This window comes from Myxococcus sp. AS-1-15, from assembly GCF_020037055.1.
GTDB classification, from domain to species: domain Bacteria; phylum Myxococcota; class Myxococcia; order Myxococcales; family Myxococcaceae; genus Myxococcus; species Myxococcus fulvus.
Genome location: NZ_JAIQDF010000015.1, coordinates 166,362 through 188,091, shown reverse-complemented (window position 1 = coordinate 188,091; position 21,730 = coordinate 166,362). Strand labels below are relative to the sequence as shown.

Below are 21,730 nucleotides of genomic sequence, written 5' to 3'. Positions count from 1 at the left end.
GGATGTCTCCCCCCCAGACGACACAGCCCGGCTCCGGCACCGAGGAGGCTCCTCCGCCGCTGCTTCGCCCGTACGGCCCCTATGTCCTCGTGCGCAAGCTGGCCGAGGGCGGCATGGCGGAGATCTTCCTCGCCAAGCTGCTCGGCGCCGACGGCTTCGAGCGCAACGTGGTCATCAAGCGGATGCTGCCGCACCTGTCGAACATCCCCGACTTCGTGGAGATGTTCCGGGACGAGGCGCGGCTGGCCGCGAAGCTGTCGCACCCCAACATCGTGCAGATACAGGAGCTCGGCTTCACCGAGGGCTGCTACTACATCTGCATGGAGTACCTCGCGGGCGAGGACTTCTCCACGACGCTGCGGCTGGCGGGACGGCGACGCGCGTACCTGCCGTTCCCCATCGTGCTGCGCGTGCTCATCGACTCGGCGCGAGGGCTGCACTACGCCCACGAGTTCTGCAACGAGCTGGGGCAGCCGCTCAACGTGGTGCACCGCGACATCTCCCCGTCGAACCTGTACCTGACGTACCAGGGGCAGGTGAAGGTGCTGGACTTCGGCATCGCCAAGGCCGAGTCGAGGCTCGCCAACACGCGCACTGGCGTCGTGAAGGGCAAGTACATGTACATGGCGCCGGAGCAGGCCAAGGGGCAGGGGGTGGACCGGCGCGCGGACATCTTCGCGCTCGGCGTCAGCCTGTACGAGGCGCTCACGCACGTGCGGCCCTTCTCGCGGGAGAACGACCTGGCGGTCCTCAACGCGCTCCTGCACGGCGAGTTCAAGCGTCCGCGCGAGCTGCGGCCGGACCTTCCCGCGGAGCTGGAGGCCATCGTCCTCAAGGCGATGGCGCCGCTGCCGCAGGACCGCTACGCCACGGCGGAGGCCTTCGCCGAGGACCTGGAGGCGTTCCTCGGCGAGCACCTGAGCGCCGCGGGCACGCCGCAGCTCGGCGCGTTCCTGCGCAGCCACTTCGGTGAGGACCGCTTCACCGAGCGCACCCGCATCCCCACGCTGTCCTCGCTCTCCGCCGCGCTGGGCGTGGTGACGCAGGCGACGGGCGTGGTGGAGATGGGGACGGACGTGGTGGGGGGGCCTTCCTCCGCGACGGGCGCCACCGACGTGGCCACGGCGCGCGGTTGGAGCGCGCGCTCGCCGGCGTCGTCCTCGGGGTTGGTGCCGGCGGCGACGAAGACTCCGGCCACCGAGTCGGCGCCGACGCCCGTCGCCGCGCCCCGTGCTCGCGGATGGCGTCCGCTCGTCGTGGGGCTCGCGGGTGGGTTGTTGCTCGCGGGCGTGGGCATCGTGGGCTACGCGCGGCTCGTCGCTCCCGTGTCGGCGGGCGTCGTGGCTCCTCCCATCGCGGCTGTCGCAGCCCCGCCGGTGGAGGCACCGGTCGCTGCTCCCTCGACGGAAGGGGTCGCCGAACCCGCGCCGCAGGCCGTGGCGCCCGTGTCGCCGCCACCTGTCGGGACGCAGCCTCCCGAGGGTGTGGCGGCGCAGGGGACTGGAGGTGAGGCGGGCGCGGTGGGGAGCGCGTTGTCACCACCGCCGCCCGTGGAGGAGGTGGCGGAGGGCAAGTCCGTGAAGAGCACGGCGAAGAAGAAGGTGTCGCTCACCGTGGATGACATCTCCCGCGTCGTGGCGAAGGGGCGCTCGCGCATCACCACGTGCTTCGAGAAGAACCGCGCGGACCTGCCGGCGAGCGAGGGCCAGGTGCAGGTGGAGTTCTCCATCGCCTCGACGGGGAAGGTGCGGGCGGGCGTGAGCGGGGCGCTCGCGCAGACGGGGGTGGGCCGCTGTCTCCAGGCGCAGGCGGAGCGACTGCGCTTCCCGGCGCACCTCGACGAGGAGGTGAACGTGGTGGTGCCGTTCTCCTGGCGACTGACGCGGTAGGAAAGAGCACGGCGCCGGGAGCTTCCGGCGCCGGCTCGTACGACTAGAGGTCGCGGCGGGCGGACAGCGCCTTCGCCAGCGTGGCCTGGTCGGCGTACTCGAGGTCACCGCCCATGGGCAGGCCCTGGGCGATGCGGGTGAGGCGCAGGCCCATGGGCTTGAGCAGGCGCGTCAGGTAGAGCGCGGTGGCCTCGCCCTCGACGTCCGGATTGGTGGCGAGGATGAGCTCCTCCACCTGGCTGTCGGTGAGCCGCTCCAACAGCTCCTTGATGCGGAGCTGGTCCGGGCCCACGCCCTCGAGCGGGGACAGCACGCCGTGCAGCACGTGGTAGCGGCCCTTGAACTCGCGGGTGCGCTCGAGCGCCATCAGGTCCGCGAAGGTCTCCACGACGCACAGCACCCGCTCATCACGGCGGTGGTCCCTGCAGAAGCCGCAGGTCTCCGTGTCCGTGAGGGAGAAGCAGCGCACGCACAGGTGCACCTTCTCCTTCACCTCGCGGATGGCCTGCGACAGCTCGGAGGCGTATTCGCCCGGAGAGCGCAGGATGTGGAACGCGAGGCGCTGGGCGGTCTTCTCCCCGATGCCTGGCAGCTTCGCGAGCTGGGCGACGAGGCGGTTCAGCGGATCGGGAGTCATCCGGTATCAGGTAACGCCGGGGATCTTGATGCCGCCGGAGATTTTCGCGAGCTCGCGCTGCATGTGCTGACGGCTGCTCGCCAGGGCGGCGTTCACCGCGGCGGTGATGAGGTCCTCGAGCATCGACGTGTCGTTCGGGTCGATGGCTTCCTTGTCGATCTTGATGCTGCGGATCTCCTGGATGCCGTTGGCCACGACGGTGACGCGGCCCTCGCCGGCCTTGGCCTCGACGGTCTCCTCGGCCAGCTGCTGCTTGCGCTCTTCGATCTTCTCCGTCAGCTTGTTCGCCTGCCGGATGAAGTAGTTCAGGTCGACGCCGGGCATGTGCTTCCTCGGTACGGGCGTGGAGTGTGGCGCGCACCCTAGCGTCGCGCGCGTCCATTGTCAGGCGCTGTCGTCAGGGGCTTCGACAGGAGCGTCGGCGACCGAGGCGGCGGAGGGGCGCTCGGGCTCGTAGATCTGGATGTGCTCGATTTCTCCACCCAGGACCAGGAGCACGGAGCGGACCGAGGCGTGGTTGCGCACCTTGCTCTCTGTGTTCTTCTCGTGGGTGGCGCGGCTCTGCGCGTCGCGCTCGGCGAGGCTGGGCGCGGCCCGGGAGTCGTCCGCGGACACGTCCTGGAAGGACAGCTTCACGGGCCGGCCGAAGTGCTCGGCCAGGAGCTTGTCGATGGTGGCCTTGCCCGCGGCGGCGGACACCGACATGCGGTGCAGGCCCGCGGAGGGGAGGAAGCCGAGGATGATCTCCCCGGCCTTCATCGACATGAGCCGGCCGTTCGCGAGGGCGGTGCCGTGGCGCAGGGAGCCCGCCTTCACGGTCTCCACCGCGGCGCGCCAACGCTCGATGAGCGGCAGGTTGGGGTTGTCGCGCCCGCGTGCCACGGGGACGGGCGCGGCGGCCATGGGAGGCGGCTCGGGCTCGGGCGCGGCGGTGGGGGCTTCGGGCTCGGGAATGCACTCGCCGGAGGCGCAGCCGCCCGGAGAGGCCTCTTCTGGATAGAAGCGGGACTCCTCGTCGCTGTCGCCGTAGGGAGGTGGCTCGGGCGGGCCGGGCGGCGGCTCGGGCTTGCGGACGTTGATGACGCGGACGGTGGGCGCCGGCTCGGTGGTGCGGGAGAGCGGGGTGGCGCCCGCATGCGGGCCGGGGGGACTGATGGGCTGCTGCGGGGGCGGCGCTGCCGTGGGCGCGGGCGGACCGTTGCGCAGGAAGGACAGGGGCCGCGCGGCGGACGGGGGCAGGCCGTCCAGGACGGGGCCCGAGGGCAGGGGATTCTCGACGGGATACGCCGATGGGGGCGGAGCGTCCGAGACAGTCTGGGCGCCGCCGCCGTTGCGCAGGAAGGACAGGGGCCGCGCGGCGGACGGAGGCAGCCCGGCCATCACCGGTCCCGTGGCGGGGACGGGAGGGGTGGCGCTGACGGAAGTTGGAGGCGTCCACGCGCCCGCGGCTGGCTGGGGCGGGGGGATGTCACGTGCGGCCCCGTCATGCCGTGGCAGCGCGATGTTGGCGGGCGGCTCGTCTGATGTGCCTCCACCGTGGCGGGGCAGGTCGATGTCCGGTGGTGGCTCGGGCTGGTAGTCGGAGTCGTCGTAGCGAGAGGCGCCCGAGCCTCGCGTGTCGAATGACGCGGGCGCATCGAAGCGAGGCGCTTGCGCGGGACGCGCGAAGTCTCCTGTGGGCTGCGGTCCGGAAGCCGGTGCTGGCGCATCCCACGGTGGGCCTGTCGGCGCACGTGTCGTGGACCCGGTGGTGGGCTGTCCCGCGGATGGACCCGGGGCATCCCAGGGTGGGCCCGATGGCGCACGCCCCAGCGCTCCAGCGGAATGCTGCCCAGCCGAGGCCCCCGTCGCGTCCCAAGGCGTGCCCGAGGGCGCACGCCCCATCATTCCGGCGGGGGCTTGGCCAACAGTCGCGCGAGACGCATCCGATGGACCCCCGTGCGGCGGGCCCACCGGCACTGCGTGCTGAGGACCCGCGGCGCCACTCGGTCCGCTTGGCGCGACGGACGGTGCACCCTCGAACGCGCCACCCAGCGGCCCGCGAGTCGACGCTCCATGGGACGACGTGCTCCCGTTGCTCGCCCCCGCACTCGAGTGCGGCGGAGCCGACGGCATGGCCGTGGACACGCCATCGTGCGATGGCACTCCTCCGGACGCACCCGTCGGCCTCGGCGTCGAGGCGGGCTGTTGCCCCGTTGCAGGCGCGGCTCGACCCGTCTCCCACGGACGTGGGGCGGGCGCGGCTTCGGGGGGCGGAGCCTGGCGAGGCTCAGGCGCGAAAGTTCGTGGAGCTGGAGCGACCTCCTGGCGCTCCAGCATTGGCCTTGTCCGACTGAGGCAGTCCAGCCGTGAGCCGGTCCACCTTCGCGAGCAGCTCCGGAATCGAACCACCCGGCGACAGCTGGATGGCCTTCAACAGCGCCATCTCCAGCGCGAGCCTCGGCTGCGCCGCGCGCGACACATCCCAGACGGAGCCATGCACCACGTCGAACAGCCGCGTGAGCTGCGCGCTCTCCGCGTCCTTCGCCAGCGCCACGAGCGCCTTCTGCTCGGACTCGGCCAGCTCCGCGGGCGCCTCGCCCAGCGTCTTGGTGACGAAGAGGTGGCGAAGCTGCATCGCCAGTTCCTCCGCGAGGCGCTTCAAATCGAGGCCCCGGTTGAAGACCTCCTCCACGCGCTCCAGCACGCGCTTGGCATCCTTGTGTACCAGCGCGTCGGCGAAGTCCTGCACCATCGTCCGGTCGATGGCGCCCAGCGCCTCGGCGACCTCCTCGTCCGTGGGATTCGCTCCGCACGAGGCGAGCACCTGGTCCAGCAGGCTGAGCGCGTCGCGCATGCCGCCCTCGGACTGGCGCACCACGAGCGACAGCGAGCGGTCCGAGATGCCCGCGCCCTCCGCCTTGCAGATCTCCTGCAGCCGCTGGAGCATCCTCGCCGCGGAGATGCGGCGGAAGTTGTGGCGCTGGCAGCGCGACAGGATGGTGTCCGGGAGCTTGTGCGCCTCGGTCGTCGCGAAGATGAACTTCACGTGCCCGGGCGGCTCCTCCAGCGTCTTGAGCAGCGCGTTGAACGCCGCCCCCGACAGCATGTGGACCTCGTCGATGATGTAGATCTTGTGCCGGTCGCGCTGCGGCAGGTACTTCGCGTTCTCGCGAATCTCGCGGACGTTCTCCACGCCGTTGTTGGAGGCACCGTCGATCTCCGCCACGTCCACGCTGGTGCCGGCGGCAATCTCCGTGCACGCCCGGCACTCACCGCAGGGAGTCGCCGTGGGGCCCTTCTCACAGTTGAGGGCCTTGGCGAGCAGGCGTGCGGCCGTCGTCTTGCCCACGCCGCGCGGGCCGCAGAACAGGTACGCGTGCGCCACCCGGTCCATCTTGATGGCGTTCGCGATGGTCCGGACGACGTGCTCCTGTCCGGTCATGTCATCGAACTTCTGCGGACGCCATTTGCGGGCGAGGACGAGGTAGCTCATGGGGGCAGTCATCTAAACACGACGGCGCGAAGGATCCATCTCCAGGCGCTGCGACTCAGCGTCCGAGCGCTTTCAGCACGACCTGGGCCGAGTTGTGCCCCGCCGCGCCGATGACGCTGCCCGCCGGGTGGCAGCCCGCGCTGCAGAAGTAGAGCCCCTGCACCGGCGTCTCGTAGGGCAGCCTGTCGGTGAAGCCCAGCTTGTTGTCCACATGGTGGATGTGCCCGCCGGTGATTCCGAAGTGGCTCTCGATTTTCGGCGGCGTGAGGGCGAAGTACTCCTGGACCAGATCACTGGTCCCCGGCGCGAAGCGGTCGCACACCGACAGCAGCTGCTGCACGTAGCGCGACTCCTCCTTCTCCCACGTCGTGCCCTCGAGCTTGTAGGGCACCCACTCCACGAAGAGCGCGGAGTTGTGGCGGCCCTCGGCGTCACGCAGCGACGGGTCCACGGTGGTGTGGATGTACCACTCGATGGAGGGGAAGTCGGACAGCCTGCCCGCCTGCGTGTCGCGGTACGAGCGCTCCAGCGCGCCGAGCACGTCTTCCTCCTGCGGCAGCAGGTGGATGGTGGGGCCGAACTGGCCCTTGTCCTCGGGCAGACAGGTGAACCTCGGCAGCTCCTTCAGGCACAGGTTCACCTTGAGCGTGGTGCCCGGCACCGCCATCGCGCCCACCTTCGCGCGGTAGTCCGCCGGCAGTGCCGCGGTGTCCACCAGCTTCAGCGTGCGGAACGGGTCTCCGTTGGACACGACCACGGAGGCCTGGATCTCCTCGCCGTTCTCCAGCACCACACCCTTCACCACGCCCGAGTCCACGCGCACCGACGTCACCTTGGCGCCCGTGCGGATGACGGCCCCGTGCTTGCGCGCGACGTTGGCGATGGACTGGGTGACGGTGCCCATGCCGCCGCCGACAATCATCCACGTGCCGCCGCTGCCCGGCAGCCGGCACATGTTGTGGACGAGCAGGTTCATCCCCGTGCCCGGCGTGTCATAGCCGCCGTCCAGTCCGGAGAAGGCGTCCGTCACCGCGTACATCGCCTTCACCAGGTCGGACTTGAAGCCGAAGCGCTCCAGGTACTGGCGCGCCGAGCCCCGACACAGCTTGAGGAAGTGCTCGCGCAGCGCGGGCCGGATGTAGCGCTCGGCGGTCTCCTCGTGGGTCAGCGGCGGCTTGAGCCACGCGGGCGCCAGGTCGTCACGCAGCGCGGCCAGCTCCGCGTTCATCGCCTGGTTGGCCTCCCAGTCCGCCTGCGAGAAGAACTCGAGGAACTGGCGCTTCAGCTCGCGCTCGTCCGAGCCGAACAGCAGATAGCGCTCACCCGTGGTGGGCAGGAAGTAGTGCGGGTCCCTCCGCTTGAGGGGCAGGTCCAGCTCCAGCTCGCGCAGGAGTTCCGGCGGCATCAGTCCCAGCAGGTACGCGCCCGTGGACACGCCCAGTCCGGGCGCGCTCTTGAACGGGTACTCCGTCCGGCACGCTCCGCCGATGACGTCCTTCTCCTCCAGGACGGTGACGGACAGGCCCCTGCGCGCGAGCATCGCCGCTGTCACGAGTCCGTTGTGTCCCGCTCCCACCACGATGACGTCCGGCATGGCCTGCTCCTTCTCGAGGGAACCGCGTTCCTACCCGAGCGGAGCCCTGGGGGACAAACGTCCGCTGGCTTGCACCTCGCCGCCGGGCCGGGGAGAGTCCCGGGCGCCCGTGTCCGCCGCCCTGCCCGAGACGCCCACCCCGCCCATGTCGCCCGAGCCCCTGCCGTCGGATGTCGCTCGGCCACATCCTCCGGCGAGCCCCTCCCTCCTCGCGAGGGCGGCCCTCGTCGTCGTGGCACTCCTGCCCGCTGTCATCGCCGTGGCCCAACTGGGCCGCATCCACCCCGACGAGGTGTTCCAGGCGCTGGAGCCCGCGTACTGGCGCGTGCATGGCTACGGCGTGCTGGCGTGGGAGTGGCGCGATGGCATCCGTAACTGGGCTGTCCCGGGAGTCCTGGCCGGCTTCCTGAAACTGGCGGGGATGCTGGGCATCACCGACCCCCAGGGCTACCGCGCGATGACGGCCCTGCCCCAGCTCGCGCTGCATGCGTGGAGCCTGTGGGCCGCGTACCGCTTCGCCGCCCGGCGTACAGGCGTCTCGGGAGGCTGGCTGGCCGTCCTGCTGGTGGGCCTCTACGGGCCGGTGCTCGTCTTCGCGGGCCGCACCCTGGCGGAGTCCTTCTCCACCTCCTTCCTGGTGGTGGCCATGGAGGCCCTGGACCGGCGCGAGCGCGAGACGCGGGCAGGGCTCCTCGGTGGCGTCGCGCTGGGGCTCGCGGTGGTGACGCGCTACCCGTCCGCCATCTGTGTCCTCACCGCGCTGCTCTATCTGCTGGTGGCCCGGCGCTGGCGGATGCTGGCCTTCACCTGCCTGGGCGGGCTCGTCGTCGCGGCGGGCCTGGGACTCCTGGACCACCTCACCTGGGGCAGCCCCTTCCACTCGTTCTTCACCTACGTCCGCTTCAACGTCCTCTCGGGCGAGGCCGCGGCCCGCTTCGGCTCGGCGGCTCCCGGCTTCTACCTGCTCCCCCTGGTGACGGCCGTTCCCGGTTGGGCCTGGGTCGCGGTGCCCCTGGGCCTGCGAGCGGGGCGGCGAGGCGTGTCCCTGCCGCTGACGTGCGCCGCCGTCTACCTGGGCGTGCTGCTCGTCACCGCGCACAAGGAGGAGCGCTTCCTCTACCCGGCGCTGGTGCTGGGCGTGCTCGCGGCGGCGCCCGTCGTCGCGGACCTCCTCACCACGCGCGTTCCCGCATCCGCTCGATGGGGCGTGACGGCGATGGCGCTGGTGACGGGGCTCTTCTCCGCCCGCTGGTTCCCTCCCCAGGACCTGCGGGCGGACCAGTTCCGAGCCATCGTCGCGTCGACACGGATGGGCGGCGCCACGGGGCTGCTCATCGTCAACGAGGGGCTCTGGGGCTCCGGCGGCTTCTTCTACCTGGGCCAGCGCATCCCCTGGCTCACCTGTGACTGGCCCCGCGACGACGCCTTCCAGCGAGGGCTGAACGACCGGACCTTCAACCGCGCCGTCTCCTTCGAGGACCGGGCCCTGCCCGAGCTCCAGGCAGGCGGCTTCCGAATCGAGAAGCGCATCGGCCGCGAGACGCTGCTCGTCCGCGACTGAGGTCGACAGGGGAGGGCGCCCGTCAGGCGCTCTGGCTCAGGGCGGACTCCGTACCCCGCAAAGGCGAAGAGCCAGCCTCCGAAACGGAGACTGGCTCTTCAGAACGGCCGGGACACACGCGGTGGTACGCTACCGTTGCTTCCTTCCGGACCTGGCGGGGTTCGCGCCCCCACGTTGTCCCGACCACAAAGGCTGTAGACATCAACTGCAGTATCAACAACGGAGAGGGTGGGATTCGAACCCACGATACCCTTTCAGATATACACGCGTTCCAGGCGTGCGCCTTCAACCGCTCGGCCACCTCTCCAGAAAGTCTGGAGCGGAGAGCGTAGGATTCGAACCTACGATACCGTTACCGGTATGCCTGATTTCGAGTCAGGTGCCTTCGACCACTCGGCCAGCTCTCCAAGTATTCAATTGTCGCGTCGCTTCGCGCGCAGGCGCCCGAAGAACGTTTTGAGAAGAGTCGCGCTGTCCTCAGCGAGGATACCACGAGTGACCTGGAGCCGGTGGTTGTGCCGGGGCTCCTCGGCCAGATTGTAGAGAGAGCCGACCGCGCCGGCTTTCGGGTCCATGGCGCCAAACACGAGGCGAGTCACCCTGGACTGGACCAGCGCTCCGGCACACATGGCACACGGCTCCAACGTCACGTACAGGGTGACGCCCGTCAACCGCCAGACCCCGAGATGCCTGCGAGCGGCATCCAGTGCGAGGACTTCCGCATGGGCGAGGGGGTTGCGATCCACTTCGCGGCGGTTGAAGCCCGTGCCGATGATGTTTCCATCATGGACGGCAACCGCACCGACGGGGACCTCTCCGAGTGTCGCGGCTTCCCGCGCGAGCGCGAGCGCCTGCTGCATGAAAGCTTCGTCGTCACTCATGGAGACGGCGTGAGAGAAGGGAGCGCTCCCTGGAGGATTCGAACCTCCGGCCTTCGGATTCGTAGTCCGACGCTCTATCCAGCTGAGCTAAGGGAGCAAAATCTTCACGCGCTGCTACAACGACAAGTGGCGGAGAGAGAGGGATTCGAACCCTCGATACCCTTTCGAGTATGCAGGTTTAGCAAACCTGTGCCTTCAGCCTCTCGGCCATCTCTCCAACTCTTCTCTGTCAAAGAACCGCAAAACTCAAGAACATTTTCGGAGGCGGTAGGATTCGAACCTACGGAGAGCTTGCACCCTCTGCGGTTTTCAAGACCGCTGCCTTCAACCGCTCGGCCACGCCTCCAAACAACCCAGCCGGCGGTGTCCCTCGGACCGACGTCGACCGTGGGGCCGCCCTTCTACCTGATTCTTCGCCCGTTGCAAGCGGATGATCACACCTTTTCGCCACGCTGCTTCGCTACAGCGGCTTGAGCTCCTTGAGCCCTCCCATGTACGGCCAGAGGACCTCCGGGATGGCCACGGTGCCGTCGTCGCGCTGGTAGTTCTCCAGGATGGCGATGGACGTGCGGCCCACGGCCAGGCCACTGCCGTTCAGGGTGTGAGCGAGCTGGGGCTTGTCTCCCTTCTGGGGACGGAAGCGGATCTTCGCGCGGCGCGCCTGGAAGTCGCCGCAGTCCGAGCAGGACGAAATCTCCCGGTAGGCGTTCTGTCCCGGCAGCCAGACCTCGATGTCGTAGGTCTTGCGGGCCGAGAAGCCCATGTCGCCGGTGCACAGCAGCATCACCCGGTGGTGCAGGCCGAGCCGCCGCAGGATGTCGCACGCGTCGTCCGTCATGGCCTCGAGCTCGTCCAGGCTCTTGTCCGGCTGGGCGAACTTCACCATCTCCACCTTGTGGAACTGGTGCTGGCGGATGAGGCCGCGGGTGTCCTTGCCGGCCGCGCCCGCCTCCGCGCGGAAGCACGGGCTGAAGGCGCAGTAGCGGATGGGCATCGACTCGCCCTCGAGGATTTCGTCCGCGTGGTAGTTGGTGACGGGCACTTCCGACGTGGGGATGAGGAAGCGCTCGGGGTCGCCCAGCGTCTTGAAGGCGTCGTCCTCGAACTTGGGCAGCTGGCCCGTCCCCATCATCGTCTCGCGCAGCACCAGGTAGGGCGGGAGCAGCTCCGTGTAACCCTTCTGGGTGTGCACATCGATCATGAACGTGACGAGCGCCCGCTCCAGCCTGGCCAGCGCGCCCTTGTAGAAGGTGAAGCGGCTGCCGGACACCTTCGCGGCGCGCTCGAAGTCGAGCATGCCCAGCTTCTCGCCCAGCTCGAAGTGCTGCTTGGGCGTGAAGGGCAGGTTGGGCTTCTCACCCCAGCTCTTCACCTGGACGTTCTGGTCCGCGCTCTCGCCCACGGGCACCGACTCGTGGGGGAGGTTGGGGATGAGCAGGAGGATGCGGTTGATCTCCTCCTCCACCTCCTTGAGGCGGCTGTCCTTCTCCTTGATCTCCTGGGAGACGGCGCGGAGGTCGCCGCGCAGCGCGTCCAGCGCCTGGGGGTCCTCCTTCGCCTTCTTCTTCATCTCCTCGTTGGCGGCGTTACGGCGCGCGGCGAGGGACTCCGTGGCGCGGTACAGCTCGCCGCGCTCGGAGAAGAGGCGCTGGAAGGGGCCGAGGTCCAGGTTGCCGCCCCGCGTCTTCAGGCGAGCGACGACCGCATCGAAGTTCTGCGCAACGTACCGGAGGTCCAGCATGGGGGACGCCTTGTAGTCACCCTTGGTGGGCGTCAGCAAGGTTCCTCGCGCCCGGGGTGCTCAAGGGCGGACGCCCCGGGCGACAGGTGCCTGACGCCGGCCATCCCCGGGAGGACGGCCGGCTGTCGGCTGCCGGCTAGTTCTGCAGGTCGTAGATCTCTTCCTCGATGTCCTTCTTGTCGGTCGCGTCCGGCTTCTTCACCAGGTAGTCCTTGAAGGCCTGGACGGCTTCCTTGCGCTTGTTCTTCTCCTTATAGGCGAAGCCCAGGTAGTAGTAGGTCATCGCGTTCTCCGGCTCGGCGTCGGCGGCCTTGCGGTACCAGTCGATGGCCTTGGCGTGCTGGGTCTGCTCGGTGAAGGCGCGGGCGACCTTGTAGTAGACGTACGTGAGCTTGGTGTCCGCCTTGAGCGCCGTCTGGTAGCGCTTGATGGCGTCGTTCCAGCGGGCGGCGTTGAAGTAGGCGTCACCAATGGAGCCGAGCACGCGGGTGCGGCGCGGGTCCGACTTGAGGCTGGCCTCGAAGGACTCGATGGCCTCGTCGAACTCGCTGTTCTCCAGGTGGGCGTGGCCCAGGGCCTCGTGCGCGTCGGCGTTGGCCGGGTCCAGCTCCACAGCGGTGTTCCACTCGCGGATGGCGTCGGGGAGCTGCTTGGCGTCGCGCAGGATGACGCCGTAGGCGTAGTGGTAGTCGGGGCGCTTGGGGGCGCGCTCCACGGCCTTGCGCATGGCGTCCATGGCCTGGGTGAACTCCAGCCGCTTCGCCTTCACCAGGGCCAGGTAGTAGAGCGCCTCGTGGTTGGAGGGCTCGTTGCTGAGCGCCAGGCCCAGGTTGCTCTCCGCGCCGGGCAAATCGCCCCGCTCCAGCAGCACCGCGCCCAGGGTGATGGGGATGGTGGTGGAGCGCGGGTCCTCGCCCTTGGCCTTCTCCAGCTCCGCCACGGCCTCGTCGAGCTTGCCCAGCCGCCACAGCACGAGTCCGCGCTGCAGCCGGCCGTCCTTCAACAGGTGCGGGTCCAGCTCCAGGGCGCGGTTGGCCTCCGTCTGGGCCTTCTCCAGGTCACCGTTGAGCAGCGCCACGCGCGACAGGCCCAGGTGGGCGTCGGCGAGGTTGGGGTCCAGCTGCACGGCGCGCTCGAACTCCTGCTGGCCCAACAGGGCGTTGTTCTCCGCCAGGGCCAGCTCGCCCAGACCCGCGCGCACGCCGGCCAGGTCCGGGGCCTTGGTGGCGGCCTGCTCCAGCTGGGTGCGGGCCTCCGCGTTGCGGCGCTGACGCAGGTAGAAGCGGCCCAGGTAGAGGTTCGCCTCCACCAGGTTGGCGTCCGCGGCGATGGCGCGCTTGTAGTGGCCCTCCGCCTCGGAGAGCTTGTCCAGCGCGTCCTCGATGCGGCCGTAGAGGTACGCGATGCGCGCCTCGTTGGGGAAGCGCTGGCTGGCCTTCTGCACGGCGTCCAGCGCCGCCTGCATCTTGCCGGTCATCACCAGCGAGGTGATGTGGCCGTCGGCGTACTCCAGGTTGTCGCCTTCCTCCGACGCGAGCGCCGTGTAGAGGGGCAGGGCGCCCTCGTAGTTGCGCTGGGCGCGCAGCACGTGGGCCAGCTGGGCCTTGAGGAAGTCGGACTGCGGGTCCTTCTCCATCGCGGACTTCAGCTCGGCCTCGGCCTCCTTGGGCTTGTGCTGATGGAAGAGCGCCACGCCCTTGAGGCCCCGGGCGCGGGCGAGCTCCGCCGGGCCCAGCGCGGACTGGACGTCCTCGGCCAGGGCCTCGTCGACGGACTGGGCGCCCTTCTCCGCGTCCTTGCGCACCAGGAGCTGCACGGCGGCGAGCTCCACGGCGGACGAGGCGTGCTTGCGGTCCGCCTCGAGCGCGGCGGCGTAGGCGGCGGCGGCCTCGTCGGCGCGGCCGGCGGCCTGGTGCAGGTTGCCCAGCGCGTGGTGGGCCTTGGCGGACTTGCCGTCGGCGGCGAGTACCTTCTTCAGCGTCTCGATGGCGCCGTTGAAGTCGCGCTTCATCGTCTGGGCCTCGGCCACGAGGAAGGCCAGCTCCAGGTCGCCCTGGTTGCCCTCCCGCGAGTACGCGTCCAGGAGCGGCGCCAGCGCGGCGTCCGCCTGCCGCGAGGTGAGCGCGAGCGAGGCCGTCACCTTGATGAAGTCGACGTCCTTCTCACCGAGCAGCTCGATGTCCGCCATGCCGTCGCGGCAGCGGGCCATGTCGGACGCGTCCGCGGCGGCGTACCTGCGCTGCAGGTAGTAGACGGACTGGCACCACAGCGAGCGCACCGCCGGGTACTCCTTCTCCTGGAGCGCCTGGGCGGAGAGCGTGTGGGCCTGCTTGTAGCTGGCGAAGGTGTCCTGGAGCAGGGCCTGCTGGGCCTGGCTCACCAGCTGGGCCTGGGGCGAGCCGTCGGAGACGCGCGCGGGGAACAGGGCCCGGCGGCCGAAGGCGCCGTAGCGCGTGCCGAACTCGGTGCCCGCGCCGATGCCCAGCAGCACCACGCCGACGCCGGCGGCGATGAACATGGGGACGCGCTTCTTGAGCTTCTCGTTGGCGCCGCTGCGGTCCACCACGGAGACGGCCGCCATGCGGCCCTCGTAGAGCTGCTCCAGCCGGCGCATGTTCGCCTGCTGGCCGTTGGCGTCCGCGGTGGGGGCGCTGGGCGAGTCGGACGCGGCGACGGGCGCGGCCGCCACCACCTTGGCCGGGCCCTCCATCAGCCGCTGGATGGCGGCGGCGAACGTGGGGATGGTGCCGATGGCGGACCAGGACTCGGAGTCGAGCGAGACGTCCTCGTTGCCGAGCAGCTGGCCATCCTCGAGCATCTTCACGACGACGCCCTCGTCGAACGGGCCGAACACCTTGCCCGAGCGGCGGCGCACGTGGAAGCGGCGCACCTTCGCGCCCGCCTGGGCGCCCGCGTCGCGGCCGGCGGCGTCGTCGATGAACGACAACATCTCCAGGCCGTCGGCGGGGCCGGCGTTGGGCGGCGGAGGCAGCGGATCCGACAGGTCCGCCTCCAGGTCATCCGCGGGGCGCGCGGTGGGGTCGAACTCGAGCGAGTCCGGGATGCCGGGCGACGCCGAGGGCGGGGGCGAGCCGAAGTCCACGTCGCCGAAGTCCACCGCGGGGTTGAAGGGCGCGGGCGGCGGGGGCGCGGCCTGGGGCGGGGGCTCGGCGAAGTCGAGGCTGAAGTCCGGCATCGGCGCGGGCGCGGAGGGCGCGGCGAAGTCGAACGACAGGTCCTGCGGCGGCGCGGCGGGGGCCGGCAGGTCAGCGAAGTCCATCGCGGGCGCGGCGGGGGCCGGCAAATCCGAGAAGTCCAGCCCGGGCGAGGCCACCGGTGGCGCGGCCGCGAACGGATCCGCGGGCATCGGCAGCTCGGCGAAGTCGAACGAAGGGCCACCGTCGGCAGGCGGGGGCATCGTGAACGGATCCGCGTCGACGGGCGGCTGCGAGTACGCGGGAGGCGGAGGCAGCGCGAACGGGTCGTCGTTCACGGGCGGCTGCGAGTACGCGGGAGGCGGGGGCAGCGCGAACGGGTCGTCGTTCACGGGGGCCTGTGCGTACGCGGGGGGTGGAGGCAGCGCGAACGGGTCGTCGTTGACGGGCGGCTGCGAGTACGCGGGCGGAGGCGGCAGCGCGAACGGGTTCGCCTCGACGGGGGCGCTGGCGTGTCCGGGCGCGGGCGTCGGGGGCAGGGCGAAGGCGGTGGCCTCGCCGCTCGGCGACTCGACGTCGAAGGCGAACGGGTCCGCCTCCGGCTGGGGCTGCGCGGGGACGGGCAGCGAGTCGTCGGAGAAGTCGAAGTCGCGCGCGGTGCCGAGTGTGTCGGGCTGGCTGAAGGACGAGGACGGGTCCAGGTCCACGGGCGGCGCCAGCGCGTCATCGGAGAAGTCGAAGTCGCGCGTGCCGTTGGCCCGGGCGGGCGGGGCGGCCTGCTCCGGGAACGCGGCGTTGGGCATCGGAATGGCCACGACACGCGTCACGTCGCGGTCCTGGCGCGCAGGAGGCTCCGCGTCGTCGAAGCCCGTGCCGAACGCATCCGCCTGGGGCGCGGCGCCGGGCAGGGGGATGGCGTCAACGGCCGAGGCGGCGCCGGGCAGCGGGATGGCGCCGGCGTTGTCACCGAAGGCGTCCTGGGGCGCGGCGCCGGGCAGCGGAATCGCGCCCGCGTCGTAGCCGTAGGGGGCGGCCTGAGGGGCGCTGCCGGGCAGCGGAATGGCGCCGGCGTCGTAGCCGAAGGCGTCCGCCTGGGGCGCGGCGCCGGGGAGCGGAATGGCCCCCGCGTCGTAGCCGTAGGGGGCTGCCTGGGGCGCGGCGCCGGGGAGTGGAATGGCCTCGGGACCCGCACCCATGGCGATGGCACCCGAGGGAGCGGCGCCGGGCAGCGGAATCGCGCCGCCGCCGAAGGCATCCGCCTGAGGGGCGCTGCCGGGCAGCGGAATGGCGCCGGCGTCGTAGCCGAAGCCGCCCGACTGGGGCGCGGCGCCGGGGAGCGGAATGGCCTCGGCGCTCGCACCCATGGCGCCGGATGGCGCGGCGCCGGGGAGGGGAATGGCGGCGGGCGCGCTGGCCTGTCCCGGGAGGGGAATGGCGGCGGCGGGCGCCGGAGCGCTCACGGCCTCGGCTTTGATGGGGAAGGTGGTCTGGCACCGGGCGCATTTGAGCTTCGCGCCACCCGGGGGGATCCGCTTGTCATCGATGTTGTAATTCGTCTGGCAAGACGGGCAGGAGACTTTCATGGGGTTCCTTCGACAGGACCGGCGCGGCGCAGGGTAGCAGAGGCGTTTCCAGCCCGGAAAGAACGCGCAAGCCCGCACTGGGGGCGTTGTTCCGCCCCCGCCTCCCCAGGCGAGCATCCGAGGGCCCCGTCGGCTCCGCGTTTCCGCCCACCGCGCGTTCGGCTCCCCCCTCACCGGGAGGAGGTGGTAGGACCGACCCGCCATGGAACCCATCGTCATCCTCGGAGCGGGGCTCGCGGGCCTGTCCACCGCCCACTTCCTCCAGAAGCCCTGGCGCCTCATCGAGAAGTCCGAGCGCGTCGGCGGGCTCATCAAGACCGAGGTCATCGACGGGTGTTATTTCGACCCCACCGGCCATTGGCTCCACCTGCGCGACCCTGAAATCCAGGAGCTCGTCAACACGCGGTGGCTGCCGGGGCAGATGGTCCGCATCCAGCGCAAGGCGGGCATCTTCACGCGCGGCGTCTTCACCCGCTTCCCGTACCAGGTGAACACGCACGGGCTGCCGCCCGAGGTCGTCTCCGAGAACCTCATCGGCTACGTGGACGCCATCTACGGCGAGAAGGGCCGCGCCCTGCGCGAGCGCGAGCCCCGCGACTTCGAGGAGTTCATCCTCCGCTACATGGGCGAGGGCTTCGCGAAGAACTTCATGGTGCCCTACAACCAGAAGCTCTGGACGGTGCACCCGCGCGAGATGTCCGCCGCCTGGGTGGGCCGCTTCGTGCCGCGCCCCTCGCTCAAGGAGGTGGTGGACGGGGCGCTGGGCGCCGGCAGCGACGCGGTGGGCTACAACGCGTCCTTCCTCTACCCGCGCGAGGGCGGCATCGAGAGCCTGGCGCGCGCCATGCTGCGCGACCTGAAGGGCGGCGAGCTGAGCCTGAACACCGAGCCCACCTCCATCGACTGGAAGGCGCGCAAGGTGGTGCTGAACGACGGCCGGACGCTGTCGTACTCGGGCCTCGTCTCCTCCGTGTCCCTGCCGGGGCTGGTGCGGCTGCTCGCGCAAGGGGCCTCGGGCGTGCCCGACGAGGTGGTCGCCGCGGCGAAGCGCCTTCGCGCCACCACCGTCACCTACGTCGCCGTGGCCGCGCGCGGGCCCAACCGCCAGCCCTGGCATTGGATCTACCTGCCGGAGCCGGAGTTCCACACGTACCGCATCGGCTCGCCGTCGGCCGTCTACGACGCGCTGGCGCCCAGGGACACGTCCACCTTCTACGTGGAGTACAGCCACCACGGCGAGCTGGCCCCGGCCACCGCCGAGCAGTACGCGGTGCAGGACCTGCTGCGCTCCCAGATGATCCACTCCGCGGACGACGTCCTCTTCGCCCACGCGCGGGAGATTCCCCACGCGTATGTCCTCTACGACGAGGCCTACGGTCCAGCGAAGGCGGAAATCCTCCGTTTCCTGGAGCACGCCGGCATCCAGACGGCGGGGCGCTACGGGCAGTGGGAGTACTCGTCCATGGAGGATGCCATCCTCGGCGGGCGGGCCTGTGCCCGGACGCTGAACGGCTGACGGACGTCTGCGACTTCCGACGCATCTTGTCGACGGGTGCCGCGCGGCATGCTAGGCGGACCGGACTGTCGCTCGTCCGGACGTGATTCCATGGCACCGCACCTGTCCGTCGTCATCCCGGTCTACAACGAGGAGTCCATCATCGCCTCGGCGGCGGAGGAGTTGCGCCAGGGGCTGGATGCGCGTGGGCTCGACTACGAAATCATCTTCGCGGAGAACGGCTCGAAGGATGCCACCACGAGCATCCTCGACGCGCTGTGCGCGAAGCACCCTCGGATGCGCTGGTTCCACTCCGAGCGTCCCAACTACGGCGTCGCCCTCAAGGCTGGCATCCTCATGGCCCGGGGCACGTACGTCATCTGCGACGAGATCGACCTGTGCGACGTCACCTTCTACGACGCGGCGCTGCCGCGGCTGGAGCGGGGTGAGGCGGACATGGTGGTGGGCTCCAAGGCGGCCAAGGGCGCCAGCGACCAGCGCCCGCTCATCCGCCGCGCGGCCACGCGGGTGCACAACAAGCTGCTCAAGGTGACGCTGGGCTTCCAGGGCACGGACACGCACGGCCTCAAGGCCTTCCGCCGCGAGGCGCTCCTGCCCGTCATCCAGAAGTGCGTGGTGGACATGGACGTGTTCGCCAGCGAGTTCGTCATCCGCGCGTGGCGCGAGGGGCTGAAGGTGATGGAGATTCCCATCCAGCTCCACGAGAAGCGCCAGCCGTCCATCCACCTCTTCAAGCGCGTGCCCAACGTGCTCAAGAACGTGGGCAAGCTGTTCTACGTCATCCGCGTGCGCGGCACCTGACGCGAAGCAGGGGGCGCGCCGTGACGAGGATTGCGTCCATCTCCGTCGACCTGGACTCGCTGCCGCACTACTGCCGCATCCACGGGCTGCCGGAGTCGCTCCTGGACGCGCGCGCCCGCTCGCTGGTGCACCAGGTGGCGGTGCCTCGCTTCCGCGAGCTGTGGGACGCGCTGGGCGTGCCCGGCACCTTCTTCGCCATCGGCGAGGACCTGGAGTCGGACCCCGTCGCCGCCGCCGGCATGCGCGCCGCCCACGAGGCGGGCATCGAGGTGGCGAGCCACAGCCACGCCCACGACTACGCGCTCACGCGCCGGGGACCGGACGCCATCCTCGCGGACCTGCGCCGCGCCGATGACGTCATCCTCCAGGCCACGGGCACGCGCCCGGTGGGCTTCCGCGCGCCGGGCTACACGCTCAACGCGGACCTCTACGCCGCCACCCAGGCGCTGGGCTACCAGTACGGCTCCTCCGCCTTCCCGGCCGCGCCGTACTACGCGGCGAAGGCGGCGGTGATGGGGGCGCTGGCCCTGGTCGGCCGGCCCTCGCGCTCGGTGCTCGACACGCCCCGGGTGCTGCTCGCGCCGCGCGCGCCGTACCGGCCGGACCCCGCGAATCCCTACCGGCGTGGCACAGGCTCCGTGCTGGAACTGCCCATGGCGGTGACGCCCGCGCTGCGCTTCCCGTTCATCGGCACCTTCGCCACCACGCTGCCCCTGCGCTCGCTGCGCGGAGCCTGGCGCGCGTGCCGACGCGACCCCTTCTTCAACTTCGAGCTGCACGGGGTCGACGTGCTCGACGCGACGGACGGCATCCCCGGCGAGCTGGTGCGCCAGCAGCGGGACTTGCGCGTCGGCGCGGCGCGCAAGCTGGAGCGGCTGCGCGAAGTCTTCGGCTGGCTGCGCTCGGAGTGCGACGTCGTCACCCTGCGCGACGCGGCCGGGCGCCTGTCCGCGAGCGTCTGAGCCTCAGCGCGCCACCGCGGGCGAGCCGAGCACGTCCACCACCGCGTCGTGCACGCGCCGGTCCGTGAGCATCCACGGGTGCAGCAGCACGGGGAACCTTCGCTCGCTGGCGCCGGGCAGCCGCGAGCTGGAGGCGGGGAGGATGGTCAAATCCCAGGGCGTCCAGAAGCTGTGCACCTCCGTGGCGCCCCAGGGGCGCGGGTCCTGCTGGAGCGCGCGCAAGAGCCGGCTGCCCGGGCGCATCTGGGTCACGCCCTTGCCGCGTCCCAGGAACGCCAGGCCCGTGCCCGCGTGAGGCCCGGAGATGGAGATGAAGCGCCGCACCACCAGCCTGCCGCCCAACAGCTGCACCCAGTAGCGGCTGACCAGCGCGCCCATGCTGAAGCCCACCACGTCCACACGACGGGCGCCGGTGCGCGCACGCAGCGCCTCGGCCTCCCGCGCCACCTGCCGCGCCAACGCGGGGATGCCCTCGCTGCCGTTGTTGGGGACCAGGGAGATGGCGTGGACATGCGGCCAGCCCTCCTGCTCCAGCCGGCCGCGCAGGGCGTCGAAGGCGCTGGCGTCATCACCGATGCCGTGCACCAGCAACACCGGCGCGCGCTGCTCCACGGGCGCCCGCCGCGGCGACACCGCGAGGGACGACGCCGTCATGGCGCACCCCTCGCAGAACCACGCCAGGGCCAGCAGGACGAGCATCGCGCGCATGCAGGGCGGGACATGGCGATGTCACTCCCCGCTCGCAAGGGACCCCCGGCGCATCCGTTCACGCGAGTCGATGGCGCACACCCTTCCCGTCACGCAGTGCACTCCCGGCTGTCCATGAAGGGCCCCATCGGCGTCCACGCGACGAAACGGCCCCGCCCGTCGCTCATTCCCCTCCCGCGGGAGCCTACACCCAGGCGCACCCCGGTCGCGCCAGCCCCTCGGCATCCCCGGGGATGGCCGCCCTTCACGGACTGTCCGGAGCCCAACGCCACGTCCCCGGGCCCGGGCCCGGCGCGGGGGAGGGTTTCTCCACTCCCGGTGGAAGGGCCGGTGGTGTAAAGAGCCGGGACCATGCTGGAGCGACTCGGCGACCGAGTGAAGAAGGGCCTGCGCGACTGGACCGACCGCCTGGCCAACGACGAGCAGAAGGAACGGATGCAGGCCCTGGCCCGGCCGCAGAACGAGTACGGGGTGGACCCCTTCGGGTACAACCTGGACTTCAGCCTGTCCGCCGTGGCGCCCTTCCTGTGGCTCTACCGCAACTACTTCCGCGTGGAGACCTTCGGCGTCGAGAAGGTCCCCGCCGGCCGCGTGCTGCTGGTGTCCAACCACTCCGGGCAGCTGCCGCTGGACGGCGCCATGATTGGCGTGTCGCTGATGCTGGAGGCAAGTCCCCCCCGCGCCATGCGCAGCATGGTGGAGAAGTGGGTGCCCTCGCTGCCGTACGTCTCCACCTTCATGGCGCGCATGGGGCAGATTGTCGGCACGCCGGAGAACTGCCGGCGGCTGCTCGAGTCCGACGAGGCCATCCTCGTCTTCCCGGAGGGGCTGCGCGGCATCAACAAGCTGTGGCCCCAGCGCTACCAGCTCCAGGAGTTCGGCCTGGGCTTCATGCGCCTGGCGCTGGAGACGCGCACGCCCATCGTCCCCGTGGCCGTCGTGGGCGCCGAGGAGCAGGCCCCCGCGCTCATGGACCTCAAGCCGGTGGCGAAGCTGCTGGGCTTCCCGTCGTTCCCCATCACCCCCACGGGCGTGCCCTTCCCGCTGCCCACGAAGTACCGCATCTACTTCGGGGACCCGATGCACTTCTCGGGGCGCCCCGACGACGAGGACAGCGAGCTGGACAAGAAGGTCCGCACCGTGAAGGCGGCCATCCAGTCCATGCTCCACCAGGGCCTCAAGGAGCGCCGCGGGGTGTTCTGGTGAGCGATTACGCCCGGAGTCGCG

Annotated in this window: 15 protein-coding genes, 5 tRNA genes and 1 other RNA gene; 6 read left to right on the top strand and 15 right to left on the bottom strand. The window is 70.6% G+C overall.

Going from position 1 to position 21,730, the window contains the following annotated elements:
- The first annotated feature begins 2 nt into the window (after window positions 1-2).
- Window positions 3-1,889, top strand: a complete 1,887-nt coding sequence (locus tag K8625_RS33345; RefSeq protein ID WP_223784972.1) for a protein kinase — start codon at window positions 3-5, stop codon at window positions 1,887-1,889.
- A 43-nt stretch (window positions 1,890-1,932) separates the two neighbouring features.
- Here the strand turns inward: K8625_RS33345 and recR are convergent, their stop codons facing one another.
- From recR to K8625_RS33320, 5 genes are all read right to left on the bottom strand, one after another.
- The gene (gene recR / locus K8625_RS33340; protein ID WP_046712136.1) at window positions 1,933-2,526 is read right to left on the bottom strand and encodes a recombination mediator RecR; all 594 of its coding nucleotides are present in this window, start codon (window positions 2,524-2,526) and stop codon (window positions 1,933-1,935) included.
- Between the two features lie 6 nt (window positions 2,527-2,532).
- Window positions 2,533-2,850, bottom strand: coding sequence for a YbaB/EbfC family nucleoid-associated protein (locus K8625_RS33335; RefSeq protein WP_046712137.1), 318 nt, complete (start codon window positions 2,848-2,850; stop codon window positions 2,533-2,535).
- 60 nt (window positions 2,851-2,910) lie between these two features.
- Window positions 2,911-3,906: a DNA polymerase III subunit gamma/tau gene (locus K8625_RS33330; RefSeq protein WP_223750556.1), complete on the bottom strand. Its 996-nt coding sequence runs from the start codon at window positions 3,904-3,906 to the stop codon at window positions 2,911-2,913.
- 889 nt (window positions 3,907-4,795) lie between these two features.
- Entirely contained in the window at window positions 4,796-6,001 is a 1,206-nt protein-coding gene (gene dnaX / locus K8625_RS33325) for a DNA polymerase III subunit gamma/tau (protein WP_141333166.1), read from the bottom strand.
- Between the two features lie 55 nt (window positions 6,002-6,056).
- A complete protein-coding gene (locus tag K8625_RS33320) occupies window positions 6,057-7,595 on the bottom strand; it encodes an NAD(P)/FAD-dependent oxidoreductase (protein WP_223784971.1) in 1,539 nt (512 codons plus the stop codon).
- Between the two features lie 109 nt (window positions 7,596-7,704).
- On the opposite strand from K8625_RS33320, the gene K8625_RS33315 reads away from it, so the two are divergent.
- The gene (locus K8625_RS33315) at window positions 7,705-9,156 is read left to right on the top strand and encodes a glycosyltransferase family 39 protein (RefSeq protein ID WP_223784970.1); all 1,452 of its coding nucleotides are present in this window, start codon (window positions 7,705-7,707) and stop codon (window positions 9,154-9,156) included.
- A gap of 97 nt (window positions 9,157-9,253) precedes the next feature.
- Here the strand turns inward: K8625_RS33315 and ffs are convergent.
- From ffs to K8625_RS33270, 9 genes are all read right to left on the bottom strand, one after another.
- An RNA gene (gene ffs / locus K8625_RS33310) (signal recognition particle sRNA small type) lies at window positions 9,254-9,346 on the bottom strand.
- Between the two features lie 30 nt (window positions 9,347-9,376).
- Window positions 9,377-9,463 (bottom strand) — tRNA-Ser (locus tag K8625_RS33305).
- 13 nt (window positions 9,464-9,476) lie between these two features.
- Window positions 9,477-9,563: transfer RNA gene (locus K8625_RS33300), tRNA-Ser, on the bottom strand.
- Between the two features lie 6 nt (window positions 9,564-9,569).
- A complete protein-coding gene (gene tadA, locus K8625_RS33295) occupies window positions 9,570-10,037 on the bottom strand; it encodes a tRNA adenosine(34) deaminase TadA (protein ID WP_141332762.1) in 468 nt (155 codons plus the stop codon).
- 23 nt (window positions 10,038-10,060) lie between these two features.
- Window positions 10,061-10,134, bottom strand: a tRNA-Arg gene (locus K8625_RS33290).
- Between the two features lie 30 nt (window positions 10,135-10,164).
- Window positions 10,165-10,254 (bottom strand) — tRNA-Ser (locus K8625_RS33285).
- 42 nt (window positions 10,255-10,296) lie between these two features.
- Window positions 10,297-10,383 (bottom strand) — tRNA-Ser (locus K8625_RS33280).
- Window positions 10,384-10,497: 114 nt separating this feature from the next.
- A complete protein-coding gene (serS, locus tag K8625_RS33275) occupies window positions 10,498-11,778 on the bottom strand; it encodes a serine--tRNA ligase (RefSeq protein ID WP_223785001.1) in 1,281 nt (426 codons plus the stop codon).
- Window positions 11,779-11,914: 136 nt separating this feature from the next.
- A complete protein-coding gene (locus tag K8625_RS33270) occupies window positions 11,915-16,516 on the bottom strand; it encodes a tetratricopeptide repeat protein (protein ID WP_223784969.1) in 4,602 nt (1,533 codons plus the stop codon).
- Window positions 16,517-16,718: 202 nt separating this feature from the next.
- Between K8625_RS33270 and K8625_RS33265 the strand changes: the two genes are divergently transcribed.
- The 3 genes from K8625_RS33265 (at window position 16,719) to K8625_RS33255 (ending at window position 19,795) form a co-directional block, all read left to right on the top strand.
- The gene (locus K8625_RS33265; RefSeq protein WP_223784968.1) at window positions 16,719-18,032 is read left to right on the top strand and encodes an NAD(P)/FAD-dependent oxidoreductase; all 1,314 of its coding nucleotides are present in this window, start codon (window positions 16,719-16,721) and stop codon (window positions 18,030-18,032) included.
- 90 nt (window positions 18,033-18,122) lie between these two features.
- Window positions 18,123-18,833: a glycosyltransferase family 2 protein gene (locus tag K8625_RS33260; RefSeq protein ID WP_141328445.1), complete on the top strand. Its 711-nt coding sequence runs from the start codon at window positions 18,123-18,125 to the stop codon at window positions 18,831-18,833.
- A gap of 20 nt (window positions 18,834-18,853) precedes the next feature.
- Window positions 18,854-19,795 (top strand): polysaccharide deacetylase family protein, encoded by a 942-nt coding sequence (locus tag K8625_RS33255; protein ID WP_223784967.1) that lies wholly within the window; start codon window positions 18,854-18,856, stop codon window positions 19,793-19,795.
- A gap of 3 nt (window positions 19,796-19,798) precedes the next feature.
- Here K8625_RS33255 and K8625_RS33250 read toward each other — a convergent pair whose 3' ends face one another.
- Complete coding sequence (locus tag K8625_RS33250) at window positions 19,799-20,449, bottom strand: triacylglycerol lipase (protein ID WP_141328455.1); 651 nt, start codon at window positions 20,447-20,449, stop codon at window positions 19,799-19,801.
- Window positions 20,450-20,854: 405 nt separating this feature from the next.
- Between K8625_RS33250 and K8625_RS33245 the strand changes: the two genes are divergently transcribed.
- On the top strand, window positions 20,855-21,709 hold the full coding sequence (locus K8625_RS33245) for a lysophospholipid acyltransferase family protein (RefSeq protein WP_141328441.1): 855 nt from the start codon (window positions 20,855-20,857) through the stop codon (window positions 21,707-21,709).
- Window positions 21,710-21,730 lie beyond the last annotated feature (21 nt).